The organism is Mesoterricola sp. MK458, from assembly GCF_055384935.1.
Window position 1 is genome coordinate 1,197,821 of sequence record NZ_AP045075.1, and the last position, 20,292, is coordinate 1,218,112.

At 66.1% G+C, this 20,292-nt stretch carries 14 protein-coding genes; 7 read left to right on the top strand and 7 right to left on the bottom strand.

Annotation, left to right across the window (positions count from 1 at the left end):
- The first annotated feature begins 89 nt into the window (after positions 1-89).
- On the top strand, positions 90-455 hold the full coding sequence (locus ACZ5LB_RS05160) for a helix-turn-helix domain-containing protein (RefSeq protein ID WP_464605074.1): 366 nt from the start codon (positions 90-92) through the stop codon (positions 453-455).
- A gap of 35 nt (positions 456-490) precedes the next feature.
- Here the strand turns inward: ACZ5LB_RS05160 and ACZ5LB_RS05165 are convergent, their stop codons facing one another.
- Positions 491-1,036 carry a hypothetical protein gene (locus ACZ5LB_RS05165; RefSeq protein WP_464605075.1) on the bottom strand — a complete coding sequence of 182 codons (546 nt, stop codon included), beginning with the start codon at positions 1,034-1,036 and terminating at the stop codon, positions 491-493.
- Entirely contained in the window at positions 1,029-1,673 is a 645-nt protein-coding gene (locus ACZ5LB_RS05170) for an SOS response-associated peptidase (RefSeq protein ID WP_464605076.1), read from the bottom strand. Before ACZ5LB_RS05170 ends, ACZ5LB_RS05165 begins: the two co-directional genes overlap by 8 nt.
- A gap of 90 nt (positions 1,674-1,763) precedes the next feature.
- Between ACZ5LB_RS05170 and ACZ5LB_RS05175 the strand changes: the two genes are divergently transcribed.
- Positions 1,764-2,828 carry a hypothetical protein gene (locus tag ACZ5LB_RS05175; RefSeq protein WP_464605077.1) on the top strand — a complete coding sequence of 355 codons (1,065 nt, stop codon included), beginning with the start codon at positions 1,764-1,766 and terminating at the stop codon, positions 2,826-2,828.
- A gap of 73 nt (positions 2,829-2,901) precedes the next feature.
- Entirely contained in the window at positions 2,902-4,428 is a 1,527-nt protein-coding gene (locus ACZ5LB_RS05180; RefSeq protein ID WP_464605078.1) for a M14 family metallopeptidase, read from the top strand.
- Between the two features lie 493 nt (positions 4,429-4,921).
- Here the strand turns inward: ACZ5LB_RS05180 and ACZ5LB_RS05185 are convergent, their stop codons facing one another.
- Complete coding sequence (locus ACZ5LB_RS05185; RefSeq protein ID WP_464605079.1) at positions 4,922-5,431, bottom strand: hypothetical protein; 510 nt, start codon at positions 5,429-5,431, stop codon at positions 4,922-4,924.
- Between the two features lie 165 nt (positions 5,432-5,596).
- Between ACZ5LB_RS05185 and ACZ5LB_RS05190 the strand changes: the two genes are divergently transcribed.
- Positions 5,597-6,943: an IS5 family transposase gene (locus ACZ5LB_RS05190; protein ID WP_464605081.1), complete on the top strand. Its 1,347-nt coding sequence runs from the start codon at positions 5,597-5,599 to the stop codon at positions 6,941-6,943.
- 183 nt (positions 6,944-7,126) lie between these two features.
- Entirely contained in the window at positions 7,127-8,401 is a 1,275-nt protein-coding gene (locus ACZ5LB_RS05195; RefSeq protein WP_464606281.1) for an IS1380 family transposase, read from the top strand.
- Positions 8,402-8,643: 242 nt separating this feature from the next.
- Here the strand turns inward: ACZ5LB_RS05195 and ACZ5LB_RS05200 are convergent, their stop codons facing one another.
- Together ACZ5LB_RS05200 and ACZ5LB_RS05205 are read right to left on the bottom strand one after the other, a co-directional pair.
- The gene (locus ACZ5LB_RS05200) at positions 8,644-9,021 is read right to left on the bottom strand and encodes a hypothetical protein (RefSeq protein ID WP_464605082.1); all 378 of its coding nucleotides are present in this window, start codon (positions 9,019-9,021) and stop codon (positions 8,644-8,646) included.
- Positions 9,022-9,025: 4 nt separating this feature from the next.
- Entirely contained in the window at positions 9,026-13,882 is a 4,857-nt protein-coding gene (locus tag ACZ5LB_RS05205; protein WP_464605083.1) for an RHS repeat domain-containing protein, read from the bottom strand.
- Between the two features lie 165 nt (positions 13,883-14,047).
- Here ACZ5LB_RS05205 and ACZ5LB_RS05210 point away from each other — a divergent pair, with 165 nt between their 5' ends.
- Both ACZ5LB_RS05210 and ACZ5LB_RS05215 read left to right on the top strand, forming a co-directional pair.
- Positions 14,048-15,424 (top strand): hypothetical protein, encoded by a 1,377-nt coding sequence (locus ACZ5LB_RS05210; protein ID WP_464605084.1) that lies wholly within the window; start codon positions 14,048-14,050, stop codon positions 15,422-15,424.
- Positions 15,425-15,530: 106 nt separating this feature from the next.
- Positions 15,531-17,945: a S9 family peptidase gene (locus ACZ5LB_RS05215; RefSeq protein ID WP_464605085.1), complete on the top strand. Its 2,415-nt coding sequence runs from the start codon at positions 15,531-15,533 to the stop codon at positions 17,943-17,945.
- 10 nt (positions 17,946-17,955) lie between these two features.
- On the opposite strand, the gene ACZ5LB_RS05220 is transcribed toward ACZ5LB_RS05215, so the two are convergent.
- On the bottom strand, positions 17,956-18,450 hold the full coding sequence (locus tag ACZ5LB_RS05220) for a methylated-DNA--[protein]-cysteine S-methyltransferase (RefSeq protein ID WP_464605086.1): 495 nt from the start codon (positions 18,448-18,450) through the stop codon (positions 17,956-17,958).
- Positions 18,451-18,497: 47 nt separating this feature from the next.
- Positions 18,498-20,180 (bottom strand): energy-dependent translational throttle protein EttA, encoded by a 1,683-nt coding sequence (gene ettA / locus ACZ5LB_RS05225; protein WP_464605087.1) that lies wholly within the window; start codon positions 20,178-20,180, stop codon positions 18,498-18,500.
- Positions 20,181-20,292 lie beyond the last annotated feature (112 nt).

The following is a 20,292-nucleotide window of genomic DNA, read 5'->3' on the forward strand; positions in this document are numbered from 1 at the left end:
GGTGACCCCCGTCCCACCCGCCTCCGAACGCTTCACCTCAACTCCTTAACTTTCCCACCACAGACCTTACTTTTCTACTTGAGGGCGTGATGCCTACCGCATTTCTGGAAGTCAAAGGTGAACGCTTCGTTGTCATCCCCGAATCCGAGTACAACGAACTCATCCACCTTTCGGGGGATGAGGAACCCCTGCCCGCCTCCCTCTTCGATGACACCGACACCGAGGATGCGGACTCCTTTGTCGCCGGAATCGTGACTCGGAACCTTAAGGCGGCGCGTCTTGTCGCCCGCCTCACCCAGGCCGAGCTGGCCAGGAAAATGAAAAAGAGCCAGGCCATGATTAGCGGGGCAGAACGGGGCGTCATCGAAATCGGCGTCCGCTACTGGGAGGACGTCCTGAAGGCCTGCAAACTGCCGAAGGACTGGAAACCTGGGCCCAATCAGAGCCAACCCTGACGTGGCAACAAGGCCTTCGCCCTAGCCCTCCACAGTTATTGGAAGGCCTTCCCTATTTCGCCACGGCCTGCACCCGGCGGCGCGCCGGTCCCCAGGACGTGCCAGCCCCACCCCAGCCCCGCCGCGAGCAGCAGCCAGCCGATGGGGGACCGCGCCGCGATGCGCACGTCCTGCCAGGACGGCACCGCGGCGTAGACGAGGTTGGCGATGACGTAGATCGCGAGCCCCTCCCGCCACCCGAACGCGGGAACCCCCCGCAGGCGCCACACCACCAGGGCGTAGGCCGCGGGCAGCAGGAGCAGCGGGGCCATGCCGATGAAGAAGGCGTTGTACCACCGGATGTGGTTGAAGCTCACCGAGCCCATGGCCCAGCCCGTCCCCTCCCGCCGGGGCAGGAGGCGAAAGCCCACCGGCCCGCCCTTGAGCACCAGGCCCGTGAGGAAATGGAGGCCCTCGTGGGCCATGGTCCCCGGAAGCACCAGGAGCGAGAAGAGCCAGAAGATCCGGCGGATCCCGTGGAGGCCGAAGAGGGCGGCCACGATGACGGCGATGTAGAGCCATTCGCGGGGGTGGCTAGGCATCCGTGGGCTCCAGCAGGGAGGGGTCGTCGTTGCGCACGTTGCCCACCCGGGGACCCACCGGATGCACCTCGAGCCAGGCCTCGGGACACGGCCGGAGCAGCGCCGTCCCCCCCTCGTCCAGCCAGCGCCCGTAGTCCTCCCGGGCCAGGATCACGGGCATCCGGTCGTGGATGGGGGCCATGGCCCCGTTGGCCGCGGTGGTGATGATGGCGCAGGTCTCCAGGACCCCGTCCGGCCCCTCCCAGCGGTCCCACAGGCCCGCGAAGGCCAGCAGCCCGCCCCCCGCGGCGCGGATGGCGAAGGGCTGCTTGGGGGCGCCGGCCCGCCACTCGTAGAAGGCGTCGGCGGGCACGATGCAGCGGCTGCGCTTGAAGGGCCCCCGGAAGCTGGGCTTTTCGGCCACGGTCTCGGCCCGGGCGTTGGCCATGCGCGCGCCCACGGCGGGGTCCCTCGACCAGGCGGGGATCAGCCCCCAGCGCTGCAGGACGATGACGCGGCCCGAGGCGCCGTTGCGCACCACCGGCACGGGCGTGGTGGGCGCGACGTTGTACCGGGGCTGGAGCAGCGCCTGGGCCTCCGCCTCGAACTGGGCTTCAAGGGACTCGACGGGGGAGGACAGGGCGTAGCGGCCGCACATGGCACCGATTCTACCCTTGTGTCCACGCATCCGGGGGAACCTCGGGTCCGCAGGGGCCACTGATGAGGCCTCCGCCGGGATCGCGCCGCCATGCCCTCCGTCAACCTCCTGACCCTGTTCCTGCGCTTCGCCAACATCTTCTTCGTGGCCACGGCGCCGCTCCTGTGGCACAGCAACGCCGCCGTGCTCAAGAGCACCCCCCTGCTGGGCCTGGGCGCGATCCTGGTGGTGGCCTGGGTGATCTACCGGCCCGGAACCGTGCCCCGGGTGCTGGCCCTGGCCTGGATTTCCGACGCCCTGTGCGGCGCGCTCCTGCTCGGCCTGTTCGGCCTGCGCCTGCCGGCGCCGGGCTGGGTGTTCGGGGCCTTCGCCCTGACCCTGGGCGTGGGCATGGCCGGGACCGAGGTGGCCGCCATGCGCCTGGCGGTGCGGTCCAGCCACCCCCCCGAGCTGCGCAGCCGGATCTCCTGGTTCAGCTTCACCAAGGCCCTGGGCGTGGGTTCGGGCTTCCTCCTGGGGGGCGCCGTGGCGGGAACCCCCCGGGCCGCGGCGCCCGCGCGGGTGGTGGTGGTCCTGGCCGGCGCGGCCATCGTCGCCCTGGCGGCGGCCACCGCCCTGGCCCGGGGGGACCCGGATCCCCCCGACCCCGCGCCGGCCCTGGAGGAGGGCCCGCCCCTGGCGGCCCTGGCCGGCATGGGCCTCATCGCCCTGAACTTCACCGTGATCAACCTGGCCAACGCCCTGATCCCCTACCGGCTCTCCCAGGCCTCCGCCCTGCCCAAGGAGTGGATCGGCATCCTGCTGGCGGTGGAGGCCTACGCCCACGCCCTGGGCACCCTGGTGTTCAGGAACGGGCTGGGCGCGCTGGGGGAGCGGCTCTCGTACGCCGTGGGCCTGGGGGGCAGCCTCGCGCTCCTGGGCCTGCTGGTGGCCTTCCCCCGGTGCGGGCCCGGCGCCGCCCTCACCCTGCTGGCCGGCCTGGGCCTGACCTCCGCGCTCGCCTACATGGCTTCCACCCTCCGGTTCTACGCCTGCGGGTTCCCCCGGGCCATCTTCCCCAGGGTCGCGGTGCAGAAGCTGGCTTCCAGTTCCGGGCGGGCCGTGGGGAGCTGGCTGGCCTGGCGCGCCGTGGCCTGGCTGGACCGGGGATCCTGATTTTTTCCGGGCGCCGCCCCGACTGGACAGGGCCTTGCGCCCGGAGGACAATGCCACACCTTCCGGAGTCACCATGCCGCCCATCACCCGCGCCGAAGCCACCCGCTACGAGGAGACCTCCCGCCACGCCGACGTGATGGCCTTCATCGCGGAACTCGCGGCGCGGGGGGACCGGCGGCTCCACGTCACCTCCTTCGGGGCCAGCCCCCAGGGGCGCGAACTGCCCCTGCTGGTGCTTTCGGCCCACGGGGCCGCCACGCCCGCGGAGGCCCGGGCCCTGGGGCTGCCGGTGGTGCTGGTGATCAGCGGGATCCACGCCGGCGAGGTGGAGGGGAAGGAAGGCTGCCTGATGCTCGTCCGGGACCTGCTGGACGGCGCCCACGGCGGGGACCTGCTGGCCGAGCTGACCCTCGTGGTCGCGCCCCTCTTCAACCCCGACGGCAACGACGCCATCGATCCGGGGAACCGCAGGCTGCACCTGCCCAAGCTCACCGGCCAGCTGGGCCCCGACAGCGGCGTGGGCACCCGGGTCAACGGCTCGGGCGTCAACCTCAACCGCGACTACATGCGCCAGGAGACCCTGGAGATGCGCCTGCTCCAGACCCGGGTGTGCCAGGTCTGGGAACCGGACCTGACCATCGACAACCACGCCACCAACGGGTCGGTGCACCGCTTTTCCATGACCTATGACATCCCCCACACCGGCGAGAGCGGCCGCGCCGAGCCCGTCGACTACATGCGCGAGGTGCTCCTGCCTCCGGTCACCGCCGCCCTCAAGGCCAACCACGGCCTGGACGCGGGCTGGTACGGCAACTTCGTGGAGGACGAGCGGGTGCTGGACGCCGACGGCGACGCCGACCCGCGCTCCCCGGTGCGGGAAGGCTGGATGACGTATCCCCACCATCCCCGCTTCGGCAGCAACTACCGAGGCCTCACCAGCCGCATGGACCTCCTGCTGGAGTGCTACTCCTACATCACCTTCGAGGAGCGGGTGCGCACCGCCTACGCCTTCATGCTGGAGACCCTGCGCTTCGTGGCCGCCCACCGGGACGACGTGGTGCAGACCGTGGCCTCCTGCCGCACGCCCAGGGACCGCATCGCCGTGCGCTACCGCCTGGAGCGCGCCAAGGCGCCCGTCACCATCCTAACCCGCACCCCCCGCACCCTGGAGGGCGAGCCCACCTCCATCGTCCTTCCCCACCTGTCCCGCTTCGTGGGCAGCCTCGTGGTGCCCCGGCCCCGGGCCTACCTGGTGCCCGCCGCCGTGGGCCAGGCCCTGAGGGGCCACGGCCTCGCCGTGGAGGCGCCCTCGGGCACCTACGACGTGGACGTGCCCACCGTGGAGGCCCTGGGCGCCCAGGCCGGCCGGGCCATCCTGGAGGCCGCCAAGGTGGGCGAACTGTCCGTGTCCTGGCGCCGCGCCGCCCGCATCGCCCCGGCCGGTTCAGCCCTGGTGCGCACGGACCAGCCCCTGGGGGCCATCGCCGTCTACCTGTGCGAGCCCGAGAGCGACGACGGCGCGGCGGAAAACGGCCTGATCCCCCCTCCGGCCCCCGGGGCGGAGCTGCCCATCTGGCGGGTGGAAGGGGACCTGCCGTGAGGGGGATGAGGGGGGACCGTACGGCAGCCTGGTCACGGTAGGGACCCCGGGTGCCCGGGCCCACTACCACCCGGATCCATGCAAGCGCTGGAAGCGCACCCACGGCTCTTGTCGAGGAACCGGTCACTGGACCGCTTTTCAGAGGGTGCCTGCCAAAAGGGATATCCCACGATGAAGGAATTCATTGCCGGGCGACATTCGAAACTGACACGGGGGGCCAGCTTCAGATTTCGACCGGTAAATGTCAAGGCCGAGGACCAGGAGAGGGTGGGCAAACGCAAGCCGGGCGGCAAATATCCCACGCTGACTCCTTCTGCACGAATGGTCGCAACAGGGTAGCCTTCCCACATGCGGTGTGCCCAACGCGGCGTCTAGCTGGTCGCTGAAAGCCTAAATGATACAATGCTTTGGTGGCCTTTGGCCAGAGCATACAAAGCGACCCCACGGAAAGCCATCTCCGGCTCACTGGGGGGCTCTGCAAGCCTATAACCAACTATTCTTTGATCACAACCGGTTCCGAACCGATCAAAATCAACTTATTTCCGTCAAATTTATAATAATGTCGAGACGCATCGTTTTCCTTGATTTTACTATCAAAAATCCTTCCAGTAAGTATAATAAGGCTGCTGTCGCGACGAATTTCAATCTTTTTAAAATCATCCCACGATGGCTCTGGCAAACAATAGATGCTAGGCATGTCATACATCTTGCCTGTCGTTGCATCTACAATCCAACCAGCTTCACACCCAGCACCACACGAAATTGTTACAACGACATACTTGCCCGAGAAATTGATAGGACTTTCGCTATAGCGGCGCTTGATGTCACTATAACCAGATCCATCTTTTGGAATTATAAGTGGTGCCTTTTTTTTGATTTTTATTGACTTTGTTTTGTATTTATTGAATGAAATTTTGAATGGTGGTTGAGCATCCTGTCCGTATGCCAATCCAGATAAAGCAATCAGCACAACAACACAAAAAATTCTCCTGAATCCGTGCAATTTGCCTGAGGCGAATTACCGGATGTACAACACCCATGCGGGTTTGCCATAATTCGTCGGCCCTGAAAAACCCTCAAGTTGAAATTCTTCAAACATTTGAAGGAACTTTTCAAGTATCTGGTACACCAGAAAGATAGGGACGAACCCCCTTATTGCGGTGTACCGATGAAGCCAAAAGCCAAGCCCAGGACCTACGAGCAGCCCCTGATCTCCACCATGCGCCTCGACTTGGCCCTGGACATGGATCACGAGCTGGTTCGCCTGGCGGCCACGATCCCCTGGGACCAACTGGCGGAGGAATTCGGCCCCCTGTACTGCGCCGACAACGGAAGGCCGGCCGTACCGATCCGGCTTATGGCAGGCCTCCACTACCTCAAGCACCTCAAGGGCATCTCCGATGAGCAGACGGTGCGCGGGTGGGTTGAGAACCCCTACTGGCAGTTCCTTTGCGGGGAGGAATTCTTCCAGCATGCCCTGCCCATCGATCCGAGCCAGATGTCCCGATGGCGGCAACGGATAGGCGAGGATGGCGTGGAGAAACTGCTCCAGGCCACGATCACGGCGGGGATGAAGGCTGGCGTCATCACTGAAACCAGCCTGGAAAAGGTCATCGTGGACACCACGGTGCAGCCCAAGGCCGTGGAGCATCCGACCGATGCCCGGCTCTACCGGAAGGTCCACGCCGCCATGCTCCGCATTGCCGAAAAGGAAGGCATCATCCTTCGCCAGAGCTACCGCAAGCTGATGGCCCGCGCCTTCCAGAAGCACGGCGGCCATGCCAAGGCCAAGCAATACGGCCGGGCCAAGAAGATCCTGCGAACACTGAAGACCATGACAGGCCGGGTGATGCGCGATGTCGAACGGAAGATGAGCGATGCGGCCTTCGAGAACCACAGAGGCACCTTCATCCTGGCCGAGCAGATCCTTACCCAGAAGCGCTTCACCAAGGGCAAGGTCTACAGTCTCCATGCCCCGGAGGTGGAGTGCATCGCCAAGGGCAAGGCTCACAAGCCGTATGAGTTCGGGGTGAAGGTGAGCCTGGCCGTGACCCACAAGGAGGGCTTCGTCGTGGGCATCCAGACCTTCCCGGACAACCCCTACGATGGCCATACTCTGGACGGGCAACTCGACCAGATCGAACGACTCACTGGCAAGGTCCCCGGGACCACCTTCGTGGATCGGGGCTACAAGGCCCATGGGGTCCCCGTGGAACGAAGCCGGGTCCTCATCAGCGGCACCCGCAAGCTCGGCTACACCCTGAAGCGCCACCTCCGGCGGCGTTCCGCTGTGGAACCCGAGATCGGCCACATGAAGAACGACGGACTGCTGGGACGAAACTTCCTCAAGGGCATGCAGGGCGACGCGATGAACGCCTTCCTGTGCGGAGCTGGCCACAACCTGCGGAAGATCCTGGCCCGGCTGCGGTCAGGCCTGTACCGATGGCTTCTGGCCTACCTCAAGCCCACCTCCGGGCTGCCCCTGCGGTGGCTCGGAGGGCTTCAGGCGGCCTGAAACTGCCGGCCGGGCTCGGGCGTCCTCAGAAGCTGTTCTGCACCCCGAAACCGCGGGATGGGTTTTTCACGGCCGACTAATTCTTAAGGGGTGATCGGCGTCACCCAATGGGTGACCCGGATGGAAATCAAATTCATCAAGTCTGAGAGGATGGAACTGGTTGGAGGCGCAGGGCTTGCCTTGGTGGGGCAGATCCTGAACCGCTGCACGACCCTCGGCAAGGATCTCACCCGGCAGTTCCCCAAGCGGACCGGGGCCGTGCCGACCGGGGATGTGGCGCTGGCCTACGTCGCGACCCTCTGCACGGGGAAGAGCGACTTCGAGGCGGTCTCGACCCTGGAGGATAAGGTCCTCGCCCCGGAGAGCCTGGGCCTTCAGGCCTTCCCGTCGCCGGTCACCGTCCGTCAGCGGCTGGATGAAGGGGCCGACCTTTACATGCCCTACGTCCAGAAGGCCACCGGCGACCTCCTGCGCAAGAGCAAGGCCCCCATCACCGCCCTCTCCACCGGGCACGTGGCCCTGGACGTCGACGTCACTCCGCTGGACAACTCCAACACCAAGAAGGAAGGCATCGGGTGGACCTACAAGCAGTTCGACGGCTACGCGCCGATCGCGGCCTACCTGGGCGAGGAGGGCTGGGCCCTGGGCTTCGAGCTGCGGGAGGGGACCCAGCACTCCCAGAAGGAGACCCCGGCGTTTCTGGCCCGGGTGAGCGCCCTCGCCAAGAAGTTGGTGAGCGGGAGGAGGATCCTGCTCCGCATGGATTCCGGCAACGACGCCATGGAGAACTACGCCCTGGCCGCCGAGGAAGGTATCGACTACCTGGTCAAGCACAACTGGCGCACGGAGAACCTGGAGGTCTGGGCCGACAAGGCCGCGGCCATGCCGGAGTCCGCCTGGAGTCATCCCCGGGAGGGGAAGCGGGTGGTGCGCTTCTCGGAATGGGTGGAGCGGACGGCGAAGTTCAAGGGCAAAGAGGTAGTCGTTCGCTACCGGATGGTGGTGGAGGTTTCCGAGCGCACCACGGACGCCAAGGGCAACACCCTGCTGCTCCCTCTGGTGGGCGTGGACGCCTGGATCACCAGTCTGGACCTGCCTGAAGCCGAGGTGATCGCCCTCTACCGGGATCACGGTACGAGCGAACAGTTTCATTCCGAGATGAAGGGAGAGTTGGACCTGGAGCGGCTTCCCAGCGGCAAGTTCATGACCAACGCCCTGATCCTGGAGATGGGCGTCCTGGCCTACAACGTCCTGCGCCTCATGGGCCAGATCGGCCTGAAGGGCTACAAGCAGCGCCACGAGAGCAAGCGCCGCCGGATCCGGACGGTAATCCAGGAACTGCTGTGCGTGGCGGCCCGGGTCGTCCACCACGCGGGTCAGTTGGCCTACAAGTTCGGACGGACCTGCCTGGCCTTTGAACGGCTGGTCCTGCTGCGAGCCCATTTCTCCGAAGCCTGACGCTTCCGAGACCCCGAGCCAACTTGTCCAGAAACCACCGAAGCCAGGCCGGAGGCGTATTCGAAGTTTGGGGTATCCCGCCAAACACCCCCGTTTCCCGGCCCGAAAAGGGCCCGCCGTGCCGCAAAGAGGGTCATCAACCTCTCAACATCGCACCCGGTCGGCGATAATGGCCCCATCCGGAGCGTGATCCGTCGGATCCCGCAGGGATCCGCACGGATTCACGATTCTACTACGCATAATCAACCACGGAGGCTTAAGAAGCTCCATATTGGTCCAATAGATATTATTGCAGCAGCAATAAGATTTGGCACCAACTGGGCGCTTGCGAACATGCCGTTAATTATGGCCATCGATGCGTAAATACTAATTCCAGATAACAATCCACAGCAGGCAGGCCATACAGCATTTTTATTCGGCAGCTTGTTAAAGATATACCAAAAGGCAAAATGCACAATACAATATATGACAACAAAAAATACAATTTTGGTGAATGTGTCAGATGATGCGCCTATATTTGTCTGGCTTCTTACATGCACAACCATAAAAAGCAACATCACCCAAAGCGATAAAACAATGGATGATCTAATCAAAAATGCTCGTTGATGCTTGTTTGACATCAGATTACTCCGGACAAAGCTGAGGCAGGAGTTCCGGCGAAAACAGGTCGGACAGGCTCTTTCCAGCCCAGTACGCATCAGCTGCCAATGCTTCGCCAGGATCACCTTGGAATGGCGTTTCCCATCGTTTATCGCCAGCCACCCAATACCCAGCATTCCATACTTGCTTCGCAACTGCTCCTATCGAAATGCCCATCCATCGTGTTGATGCAACACCCTTTAAGTGAATAAACCAATCTAGATCCATCGGTCCCATGGTTGTTGGTGTTGGTGAAGAATTGTTCTGTGATGCAAAATAAATCGAATTGCCCCTTGATGTGTTTCCAATCATTCTGTCGAATATGTTCAACATGTATGCCTGCCTTAGTGCCATCCCGGTTGTTCCGTACTTTTTTTCTTGGGACAGCATCAACTTCAATGCGCGACATTTGTCCTTAGAAAGTGGATCGACCTTCGGTGTTTGCGGCTTCGGACTCGATGAACCATCAGATCCAGCAGGGGTCCCGCCGCCTCCCTGTGCCCCTCCCGCAGGCGGCTTGGTGCCAATCTCAAAGCAATCGCCGGTGTTGGTCCGGAGCGTCTTGACCGTACCGTCCGCATAAGAATACGTGATGTTAAGAAACCAGCACATGTACTTGTTGCCGGAAGGATCCTTGGCATGAAAGGGCGTGCCGCCAGCGTAGGCGAACTGGTTGGGCGAATTGGCGTCCAGGCCCTGGTCGGAGTTCACGAAGCGGTGCCAGGCGGGGCTGTAATACCGTCCCCTCATGTAGATCAGCCCCGTGTCGTCCTCGTGGACATGCCCAGTGTAGCCCGTCAGCGGCGTGTAGGCTCCTGCGGTGTAGCCGCCGAAAGGCAGGATTTCGCCGTACGGCCCGAAGGCTTGGCGCGCTTCCTCCTCGCCCCTTCGAGGGTGGTCTGGTCCGTAGGTGATGACCCGGGGCGTGCCCAGGTGGTCATTGTGAAGTTCATGGATCCCGCCACCATCGATTTCAGCCACGGCCTCCTCGCCAAGGTAGATCACGTCACGTCGCCAGATTCCGGATCCATTGAACTCGGAAAGGAGCTGGCCACGATCAGTGTAGGTGTATCGGCGGTTGCGGGAAGGGTCGAGCTGGTCGGTGAGGGAGACGCGGTGGCCCGACGGGGCATACGCATAGCGCTGCTGGGCTGCTGGGGTGTCCACCCCCGCCAGACTCCCCAAGCCATCCCAGACCAGGCTCATCACCTGGGCGGCCCCGCTTCCCATCCCGACCTGGACGGCCTCTCCTCGGCCATTGGTCGACCACCCGGTAAAGGCTCCCCTGGATGTCATGGCCGGAACGCGATTGTCCACCATGGGCGGGAATGAAAAACCATTGAAGGAGGAGGCCTGGGCATTGGTCGAATGCAGGACGTTGTTGCCAAAGGCGTCGTGCCCGTGCTGGGTCGTAATGCCGAAACCATCCGCTCTGGCAAGCTGCCCATTCCCGTTGTGGGTCAAGGTGGTCCATTCGCCCGCTTGGCTTAAGCGGCCTCCTTCGTCATACCGGTACGCGCGGGGGTTCGGCGGGGCGAACATGACCCCGGGAGTCCATTGGACCAGCCTCAATCCGAGGGAGTCCATCTCCCATTCGTCGAAGGCGTCCGAACCGAATACCAGTTTCCGGCGGTTTCCCCAGGCGTCATGGAACACGCTCTTCACGAGAGGCGTTTCGGAAGGGGATATCTGGACGAGGGATACGGCCCGACTCAAGGCGTCATAGTCGTATCGCACCTTTCGGCCGGAGGGGTAGGTCAGATATTTCAATCGCCCCTGGTCGTCGTACTGGTACTGAACCACCGCCGTAAGGCCGTCCTGAATGAGTTTCTCCTGGCTAAGGCGCCCTCCGGCGCCCCCATAGGTGAACTCCTGCCGCACCTCGGCCCCGCCAACTGCCCGGGTGGCCCAGGAGAGTTCGGCTCCGGCGTACCCGAACGCAAGGCTTGTGTTTCCGCCCGTGAGGTTCACGGGGCGCCCAAGGGCATCGTAGCGGATGGTCCGAGTTCGGGCATCGGCGGTTCCGAAGGCCTCGATCACGGTGCAAGGCAAGCCGGAAGCCGTGAAGCCCTGGAAGACCTGCCGGCCCGTTTCAGGCTCCGTCTTCTCCCTCAGCCTTCCCAGGTTGTCGTAGACGAAGGTCCGAACCTGCGTGTTTGCGGTGGTTCTGGTCGCGTTTCCGTCCCAGGACTCGACTCGCAGCGGCTTGCCCAGCCCATCATAGAAGAATTGCGAAACAGCTCCCATCGGCTCGATGATCTTGACCGTTTCTCCGAGGGCATTCACGAAATCTTGGCTTTGCAGATAGAAACTTCCCTTGGTGGCGATGGAAGTTCGCTTGTTCCACACTGCGCCATCTGGCTGGGTTTCCGTTTCGTAGATATAGCTTATGGCTTTCCCGTCAGACTGGGAGGTGGCCTGGACTCGGTCCAGGTCGTCATAGGTCGTAGAGGTCAGGCGAGTTGAACCCTCCGCATTGCATTCCCGCACCGCCTCCAACCTACCGTATCGATCATAAATAAGGTCTTCCGTCAGAGCGTTGGGGAGGTCCCGGCGAACCACGCGACCGAATCCGTCCCTTTCCTGTACCATCGTTATGAGGCCACGGCTCACGGTTTCGCTGCGGCCGTCCAGCCCGTAGGAGTGGGTGGTCGAAGGACTGCCGGACGGTTTTTCACTCGTCACCCTGCCAAACAAGTCCAGATCGAAGGCGGTGGTCACACCGTGGGTGTCGGTCGTTTGAAGGGTGCGCCCACCGCTGTCCAAAACCATACGTTGTTGAACAAGGGTCTGTTGGGCTCCATCGAGCACGCTCTGGGTAAGGGTCCGCCCGTCCAGGGAAAACTCATAGGTCGTTGAAGCGGGTGCAGGTACCGGACCCCAACTCGCACCCGGCTTTGAAGTGGATGGCCGCCCTTCTCCATCATACGTATAAGCGACAGTGACGTTGCCATCCGCCCCCCCTTCCCAGGTCATCGTGGAGGGGAGGTCAGAGGATGCGTCGAAATCCAAGGACTTCGCGGTCACCTGGGGCTGCGAGCCTCCGGGGCCCGTCCGGGACCATGTCACTTTCCTAACCCGCGAGGGAAGGAGACGCTCGGGCTTGGCGTCGTATTCGTAGGACGTGATCGCCCGCAACGCGCCAGAAGGCTCCCCGAAACTTTGAGTCATCAATTTCCCTGAAGTGTAGGAATTCACCGCAGTCCGGGTTCCTTCCCCGGCGCGGCTCGAGGTTTGAATTGCCAGGAAAGAAAGGGTGCCGGCGACGCCTCCGCCTTCGTAGGTAAAGGTGTCGGTCGCCAGAACGGTGCCATTGCTCCCCACCCGTTCGATCCGTTTGGGCACTCCATTCCAGTAGTCCCGTCCTTCCCAGGCAAGGGGGTAGGTATAAACGTGGAATCGAGCGTCCGTGGGGTCGCTGCTTCCGGCAGGTATGAAAAAGTCCCAGGCCTTGACGGTCCAGTTGGGGTCCGTCCAGACGCCATCCCCGGCTTCGGTGCCCAGTTGGGTCCAGATCGGAAGGTGCCGTTCCCACTTCTGAACCCTTTTCTGGACGCCCTCTCCACCCTCGGCCCGGATAACCCCACGGAGGTGGGTTTCGTTGGACAGGACACCATCCTGTTCCTGCAGGATGTGAGTGTCATAGGTGAAGGTGGTGGTGGTTCCCAGGGGGTCTGTCAAGCCAACGAGTTCCCGGCCGCTCCCGTCGTAGTTGAAATGCCAAACTTGTCCTGCCTCCATGGAGCCGACGGGAGGCGTTGGCGAAGGCGCGCCGGCGCCTTGCCAGGAAGGTGAGGGAATTCGCCGGGGATCCTCAATCCGGATATCGGTTGGCCGGAAAAGCAGGCTGGTGCCTTCCCACCGGGTTTCCTCGGTCACCTTTCGATAGGAACCGACCAATTGGGTGAAGGCCGGGATCATATTGGACGTCGCGCCTTGGTTGTTCATGAGGGTGATGAGCGAACCCTTGACCACCACGGAAGGCGCTTCCACCCCGATGTAATCCACCCGCATCAGCCAGTCCGGAACAATCCCGGCCTGAGGTTCTGCCCATTGGACTTGAATGCCCTGACCCCGCTGGTTGGTGGCCACGCCGATCTCGATCGCGCTGAGGCCGGACGGCAGGCCTGTGGTCCTCCGGGTCCATTGGAACTGAACGTAGTGGCCGAACCGGTCCAGCCAAAGGAGCGGCCGGTAGCCCGACCCGGCCGGTCCGAAAATCCGGGCCCGCTCGTGATCCATGACCACCTTCAACTGCGGACTCGGGGGAGTGGGGTAGCCTACCGGGGCTTTCAACAGAGCCGAAGGGCCGCCAAGGGCCGAAGGCGATAGAACGTATTTGGCGAGGGTGCCATCGCCACTCAGCCTGACCTCGCTCCCCGCGACCGGAGGTAGCCCGAAGGCGGCCGGGAAGCCAAAGGTGCCAAAGGCGCTGGTTACCCAACTGGCAATAAACCTCCCGTCCTCCAGGAGGACGTTCTCCCCCTTCGTAGCCCCGCCGAAGGTTAGGCTCCCTGCCAAGGGGTGGTGAGTAAAGATCACCTCCTTGAGCACGGGCGGCTGGTCAGGGTACTTGTAGACCATGACATTGGTCGGCTGGATCCATGAGGACGCGTCCATCTGAAGGGATACCGGGATATTGATCTCCCCCGGAACTTCAGCGAGGCCGAAATTGAGGTGCAGGGTTCCGGTTCCCGGGTCAACGGCCCATCCGGTTTCGGCGCCGCTCAAACCCCGCGTATTCAGGACCTGGGGTGCGCCGGCCAAGCCTTGACGCCCACTCAGGGCAAGGCCGAAGACCAGTGAAGGGAGGACAAACGCAAGCCGGACGGCAGCCTTCATTGTTGATCCTATGGGGATGGAATTCCATTGAGCCGTGCGGGGCCATCCCAGGTCAACCCTTCTTTTCGAACCTCCGTTCCCACTCCCGCTCCGCCCCGGAAACCTAAGGCAGCCCTGGCGCAGGTGAACGGTGGACGCGGGCTTCGCCCTGCCAGGAGAACCCCCATGCCCAAACGCCCCTTCCTCGCCCTCCTGGGCCTCGCCCTCTCGGCGGGCGCCCTCCTGGCCACGGATCCTCCCGCCGGGAACCCGGCGGCCGTGGCCAAGGCCATGGCCGCCCGCTACCGCAGGAACGTCCTGGAGCACGTCCACCCCGCGGCCTCCCCCGAGGTCGCCCAGGCCCTGGCCGAACCCCTGCGGGCCCTCCAGGCCAGCTGGACGCGCCTCGCCTCCGCCTACGCCATCCAGGCCAAGTACGCGGAGCGCCTGGCGAGCCCTTCCACCACGGAGGGCGACCGGGCCAAGCTGATCACCCTCCTGGATCAGTGCGAAGCGGCCCTGGCCGAGCAGACCCGCATGGAATGCACGGTCCACATCGCCCTGGTCCAGAGCGAAAGCCTGGCCATGGCCCGGAGGGCCCAGGGGCCCCTGCCGGGAGCCCCCGCGGAAGGGGCGGACCCGGAACGGCTGGTGCGGCGGGTCCTGGTGACCGCCGAGGCCCGGGCCGTCAGCCTCTGGCTGAACCGGGAGTGGGACCGGATCGCCCTGGCCTCCCCCTGGACCGCGTGGCGCACGGCCCTGGGCGACCACCGCCCAAGGGCCCTCGGGGACCTCCTCCGGGACTGGCGGCCCGTTCCCGGGGTGGGGCTGCCCTGCTTCCTCGCCAAGGCGGAGGGGACCCCGGACTTCGTCTTCGCCCCGGCCGGAATCCGGGAGGCCTCCGCCGAGCGGCTGTCGGCGGACCTGGGATCGGCCCGCAAGGGGCCCGCGGGTAAGGCTCCGAAGCAGGGCCTCCCGGCCCCCAAGGACATCCGGCACACCCACGCTTGGCACGAGGCCAACCGGGAACGCAAGGAGAAGCGCCGGGAGGAAAAGGTCCAGCGCGACCAGGAGGAGGCCCAGCGCAAGGCGGCCGCCCTGCGCGCCCACCAGGCCCGCGAGGCCCTGGAGGCCGAACGCGTCCGGGAGCACGCCGAACGCCAGCGCCTGCGCGCGCGGGAAGAGCGGGCCGCCGCCCATGCCCGGCTCGTGGCCAGGCGGGAAGCGCGGGAACGGGCCGAGGCCGCCCGCGCCCGGAAGGAGGCGCGGTGGAGCCGGGCCCGGGAAGCCGCCGCCATGGCCGCCGCCGACACCTGGGCGGGGGCCGGCTCCACGGCCGCCGACGATGGCAGCCCCAGGCTGGATGCGGGGCCGGGTCCCTCCCCCGCGCGCCCCGGGGCCCGGCACGCCCTGCCCCCCACCGCCGGAGAGCTCGAGGACCTGCGGAACACGCCCGACTACGTGGCGCGGTTCTGGGAACTGGCCTACACGGACGAGGCCGCCTTCGCCCAGTGGCAGCGGAACCTCCTGCGCGAGGCCACGGCCGCGCTGAGGCCCGAGTAGCGCCGCGGAATTCATTCCAATGCCCCCCTCCCGCTCCCCGGACCGGGCCTGGATTTATCCAACATCCGGTGTAACAGTGGATACGTCCCTCTTTCCCGGAGCCCCCATGCACCCCACCCGGCTCATCCCGGCCCTGGCGGCTTTCCTGCCCGCCCTCATGCCCGCCTTTGCCCAAGCCCCCCTGGCCTTCCGGACGCCCCCCAAGGCCATCCAGGACCTGGTGGACGTGGAGACGCCCCCGTCGGCCCTGGTGGACCCCCGGGCCCGGGTGCTGGCCCTGGTCAAGCGCCCCGCGCTCCTGGGCCTCGCCGACCTGGCCCAGCCCGAGCTCCGTCTGGCGGGGCTGCGCATCAATCCGCGCACCCACAACCTCTCCCGCACCCGGACCCTGCGGGGCCTGGAGCTGCGCGACGTGGCCACGGGCAGGCCCATCCCCCTGACGGGGCTGCCGGCGGACCTGCGCTTCGAGCACCCCCAGTTCTCTCCCACGGGAAGCCATCTGGCCCTCGTGGAGATCCAGGCCGAGGGCATGGCGCTGTGGACCGTGGACACCGCCACGGGCCGGGCCCGGCGTCTCACGGAACCCGTGCTGAGCGCCGTGCTGGGCGCCCCCTTCGCGTGGGCCCCGGACGGCTCGGGGCTCTACGTGCGCATGCGGCCCACCCTCGCCCCCTGCCCCGGCGACGCCGCCCTGCCCCTGGGCCCCGCCGTCCAGGAGGCCACCGGGGTGCGCGCCCCCGCCCGCACCTGGCAGGACCTGCTCCATTCCCCCGCGGACGAGGCCCGCTTCGCCCATTACGCCACCACCCGCATCCAGCGCGTGGACCTCGACGGCAAGGCCGCCGACGTGCTGCCCCCCGCCCTGTACCGAGGCATCGCGCCCGCCCCCGGCGGCGCCTACCTCCTGGTGACCGAGCTCCGGCGGCCCTTCTCCTACCTGTTCCCCGAAAGCCGCTTCCCCTCCACCGTGCGCGTGGTCACCGCCGCGGGCGCGCCCGTGGCCACCCTGGTCCAGCGCGACCTCCAGGACCGCATCCCCGTGGACTTCGACGCCTGCGAAGCCGGGCGCCGGCGCTTCCAGTGGCGCGAGGACGAACCCGCCACCGTGGTCTGGGTGGAGGCCCAGGACGGCGGCGTGCCCAGCCGGGACGTGCCCCTGCGCGACCACGTGTACCAGCTCCGGGCGCCCTTCGCGGGCGAGCCCGCCCTGGTGTTCCAGGCGAAGCACCGGCTCCAGGAGATGATCTGGGGCGACGCGCACACGGCCGTCGCGGTGGAGGGCTGGTGGAAGACCCGCCGCGCCCGCACCAGCCTGGTGGATCCGGCCCAGGGCGGCCCGGGGCGCCCGCTCTTCGACCGGTCCTCCGAGGACGCCTACGGCGACCCCGGGACGTTCGTCACGGCCCGCAACGCATTCAACCGGAACACGCTGCTCTTCAGCGCGGACCGCACGCGGCTGTACCTCGAAGGCGAAGGCTGTGGGCCCCAGGGCAACCGCCCCTTCCTGGACGCCTTCGACCCCCGCGCCGGCAAGGCCGAGCGCCTCTGGCAGGCCGACGGGGCCGCCACGTACGAGCGCATCGTGCGGGTGCTGGATCCCGCCAGGCTCCTCACCCAGATCCAGGGGCCCGCGCGCTTTCCCGACCTGCACCTGCGCACCCTGGGCCCGAAGCCCTCCCTGACGGCCCTCACGCGCACGGAAAACCCCTACCAGGCCCTGGCCGGCGTCACCCGGCGCACCCTGCACTACAAGCGCGCCGACGGCGTGGACCTCAGCGCCGTGCTGCACCTGCCCCCGGGCTACGATCCCGCGCGCGACGGACGCCTTCCCGTGCTCATGGAGGCCTACCCCACCGAGTTCAAGGACGCCGTCCGCGCCGGGCAGGTGAAGGAATCCCCCAACCTCTTCTCGGCCCCCCGCTGGTCCATGCCCCTCTACTGGACCCTGCGCGGCTACGCGGTGCTGGAGAACGCCAAGTTCCCCATCGTCGGCCAGGGCTCGGCCGAACCCAACGACACCTACGTGGAGCAATTGGTTGCCAACGCCAAGGCGGCCATCGACGAGCTGGACCGGCTGGGGGTGGGCGACCGCCGGCGCGTGGCGTGCATGGGGCACTCGTACGGCGCCTTCATGGTGGCCAACCTGCTTGCGCACTCCGACCTCTTCGCCGCGGGCATCGCCCGCAGCGGCGCCTACAACCGCACCCTCACCCCCTTCGGCTTCCAGGCCGAGGAGCGCACCTACTGGCAGGCCCCGGGCGTCTACCGCGCCATGTCCCCCTTCGACGCCGCCGACCGCATCAAGGCGCCCATCCTCCTCATCCACGGGGACGCCGACAACAACCCCGGCACCTTCACCCTGCAGAGCGAGCGGCTCTTCCAGGCCATCAAGGGCCTGGGCGGCAAGGCCCGCCTGGTGCTGCTGCCCCTGGAATCCCACAGCTACGCCGCCCGGGAGAACATCCTGCACATGCTCTGGGAGCAGGACCAGTGGCTGGAGACGTACGTCAAGGGGCGGTGACCGCGCCTGATCAGGGGGCCGTCACCGGCCTGGAATCGATCCCCTCCAGCCTCCGGAGGAAGCCGACCCAGGGCGGGACCGGGCCGGCCTCCTCCCACCCCAGCACCCGGTGGGTGGGCACCAGGATCGCCACCGGGTTGGCGCGCAGGGCGGCCGCGGTCGCCCCTTGGTCGGCGTGCGCGCGGCCGGCCAGGGCCTTGAGGTCCAGGCCCTGGCCGAACCCCAGCAGGAGCGTCTCGGCCCACACGCGCTGCTCCAGGGCGTCCCCCGCCAGGTGGATGGGGAGGTTGAAGGTGCGCAGCGTCCGGCGGAAGTAGCCGTCCATCTGCGTCTTGAGGAACGCGAGGACCCGCGGCTCGCGGCGGTTCCGGGGCGTGAGGATGAGGGTGTCCTCGGATTCGGGAAGGATTTCCAGACGGATGATCCGGCCCCCTTCCGCAAGGCCCACGCCCATCCACCCCAGGGGGCAGTGGAGGTAGTGATGGAAGGGGGTGGGCACGGCCACGGATCAGCTCCTCGCAACCTTGAACATACGCACCGGACGGCCCCGCGCTAGCGCGTGAGCTTGCGGTAGTGGATCCGGTGGGGCCCGGCGTCCAGGCCCAGCTGCTCCCGGCGGTAGGCCTCGTACTGGGAGTAGTTGCCGTCGAAGAACTCCACCCGGCTGTCGCCCTCGAAGGCCAGGATGTGCGTGGCCAGGCGGTCCAGGAACCAGCGGTCGTGGCTGATGATCACGGCCGAGCCCGCGAAGGCCTCGATGGCTTCCTCCAGGGCGCGCATGGTGTTGACGTCCAGGTCGTTGGTGGGTTCGTCGAAGAACAGCACGTTGGCGCCGCTCTTGAGGGTGAGGGCCAGGTTCAGGCGGTTCTGCTGGCCGCCGGAGAGCTCGCGCACCTTCTTGGTCTGCGACTCGCTCGAGAAGCCGAACTTGGACATCCAGGCCCGGCCGTTGACGAGCTTGCCGCCCATCTCGATCATGTCCGAACCGCCGGTGACGGCTTCATAGACGCTCTTGTCGGGGTCCAGGCCCTGGCGCAGCTGGTCCACCACCGCCATCTTCACGGTCTCCCCGATGCGGATGGAGCCGGCGTCCGGGGTCTCCTGGCCCGCCAGGAGGCGGAACAGGGTGGTCTTGCCGGCGCCGTTGGCGCCGATGACGCCCAGGATCCCGCCCCGGGGGATGGCGAACGAGAGGTCCTCGAAGAGCACCTTGTCGCCGTAGGCCTTGGTGACGCCGGTGAGCTCGGCCACCAGGTCCCCCAGGCGGGGCCCGGCGGGGATGTAGATCTCCAGTTCCTTCTCCCGCTGGAGGCCCTCCTGGCCGAGCAGGGTCTCGAAGCTGGAGATGCGGGCCTTGCTCTTGGCGTGCTGGCCCTTGGGCGACATGCGGATCCACTCCAGCTCGCGCTCGAGGGTCTTCTGGCGGGCCTTGTCGGCCTTCTCCTCCTGGGCCAGGCGCGCCTGCTTCTGCTCCAGCCAGCTGGAGTAGTTGCCCTTCCAGGGGATGCCCCGGCCGCCGTCCAGCTCGAGGATCCATTCGGCCACGTGGTCCAGGAAGTAGCGGTCGTGGGTGATGGCGATGACGGTGCCCTCGTAGCGCTGCAGGTGCAGTTCCAGCCAGGCCACGCTCTCGGCGTCCAGGTGGTTGGTGGGCTCGTCCAGCAGCAGGATGTCGGGCTGCTGGATGAGGAGCCGGCACAGGGCCACCCGGCGGCGCTCGCCGCCGGAGAGGACGCTCACGGGGGTCTCCGGGTCCGGGCAGCGCAGGGCGTCCATGGCCTGCTCCAGCTGGGCGTCCAGGTCCCAGCAGTCCAGGGCGTCGATCTGGTCCTGCAGCGCGCCCTGGCGGGCCAGGAGGGCGTCCATGTCCGCGTCCGGCTCCCCGAAGAGCTCGCCGATCTCGTTGTATTCCCGGAGCAGGGCCACCTTCACGGCGGCGCCCTCCTCCACCACCTCGCGCACGGTCTTGGTGTCGTCCAGCCGGGGCTCCTGCTCCAGGAGGCCGGTGGTGTAGCCCTTGCTCAGCACGGCCTCGCCGTTGAAGTCCTGGTCCACGCCCGCCATGATGCGCAGCACCGTGGACTTGCCCGAGCCGTTGAGGCCCAGGACGCCGATCTTGGCGCCGTAGAAATAGGACAGGGAGATGTCCTTGATGACGGGCTTGTTGTTGTAGAACTTGCTCACCCGCATCATGGAATAGATGATCTCGGGCTGGTCGGTTGTCTTCTTGGCCATGAACGGTCTCCAGGGACCATCATAAGCCAGGGCGCCCCCCCTCGGGCGCGGGGGGCGGTTTTCCCGTTCTTGATGCAGATCAAGGCGCCCTTTCCGCCCGCCCGTCATGCTG

What these genes read in the sequence shown, in the direction of transcription:
- ACZ5LB_RS05160 (WP_464605074.1), top strand. Translation starts at nt 90, where the DNA reads ATGCCTACCGCATTTCTGGAAGTCAAAGGTGAACGCTTCGTTGTCATC.
- ACZ5LB_RS05165 (WP_464605075.1), bottom strand. Translation starts at nt 1,036, where the DNA reads ATGCCTAGCCACCCCCGCGAATGGCTCTACATCGCCGTCATCGTGGCC.
- ACZ5LB_RS05170 (WP_464605076.1), bottom strand. Translation starts at nt 1,673, where the DNA reads ATGTGCGGCCGCTACGCCCTGTCCTCCCCCGTCGAGTCCCTTGAAGCC.
- ACZ5LB_RS05175 (WP_464605077.1), top strand. Translation starts at nt 1,764, where the DNA reads ATGCCCTCCGTCAACCTCCTGACCCTGTTCCTGCGCTTCGCCAACATC.
- ACZ5LB_RS05180 (WP_464605078.1), top strand. Translation starts at nt 2,902, where the DNA reads ATGCCGCCCATCACCCGCGCCGAAGCCACCCGCTACGAGGAGACCTCC.
- ACZ5LB_RS05190 (WP_464605081.1), top strand. Translation starts at nt 5,597, where the DNA reads ATGAAGCCAAAAGCCAAGCCCAGGACCTACGAGCAGCCCCTGATCTCC.
- ACZ5LB_RS05200 (WP_464605082.1), bottom strand. Translation starts at nt 9,021, where the DNA reads ATGTCAAACAAGCATCAACGAGCATTTTTGATTAGATCATCCATTGTT.
- ACZ5LB_RS05205 (WP_464605083.1), bottom strand. Translation starts at nt 13,882, where the DNA reads ATGAAGGCTGCCGTCCGGCTTGCGTTTGTCCTCCCTTCACTGGTCTTC.
- ACZ5LB_RS05210 (WP_464605084.1), top strand. Translation starts at nt 14,048, where the DNA reads ATGCCCAAACGCCCCTTCCTCGCCCTCCTGGGCCTCGCCCTCTCGGCG.
- ACZ5LB_RS05215 (WP_464605085.1), top strand. Translation starts at nt 15,531, where the DNA reads ATGCACCCCACCCGGCTCATCCCGGCCCTGGCGGCTTTCCTGCCCGCC.
- ettA (WP_464605087.1), bottom strand. Translation starts at nt 20,180, where the DNA reads ATGGCCAAGAAGACAACCGACCAGCCCGAGATCATCTATTCCATGATG.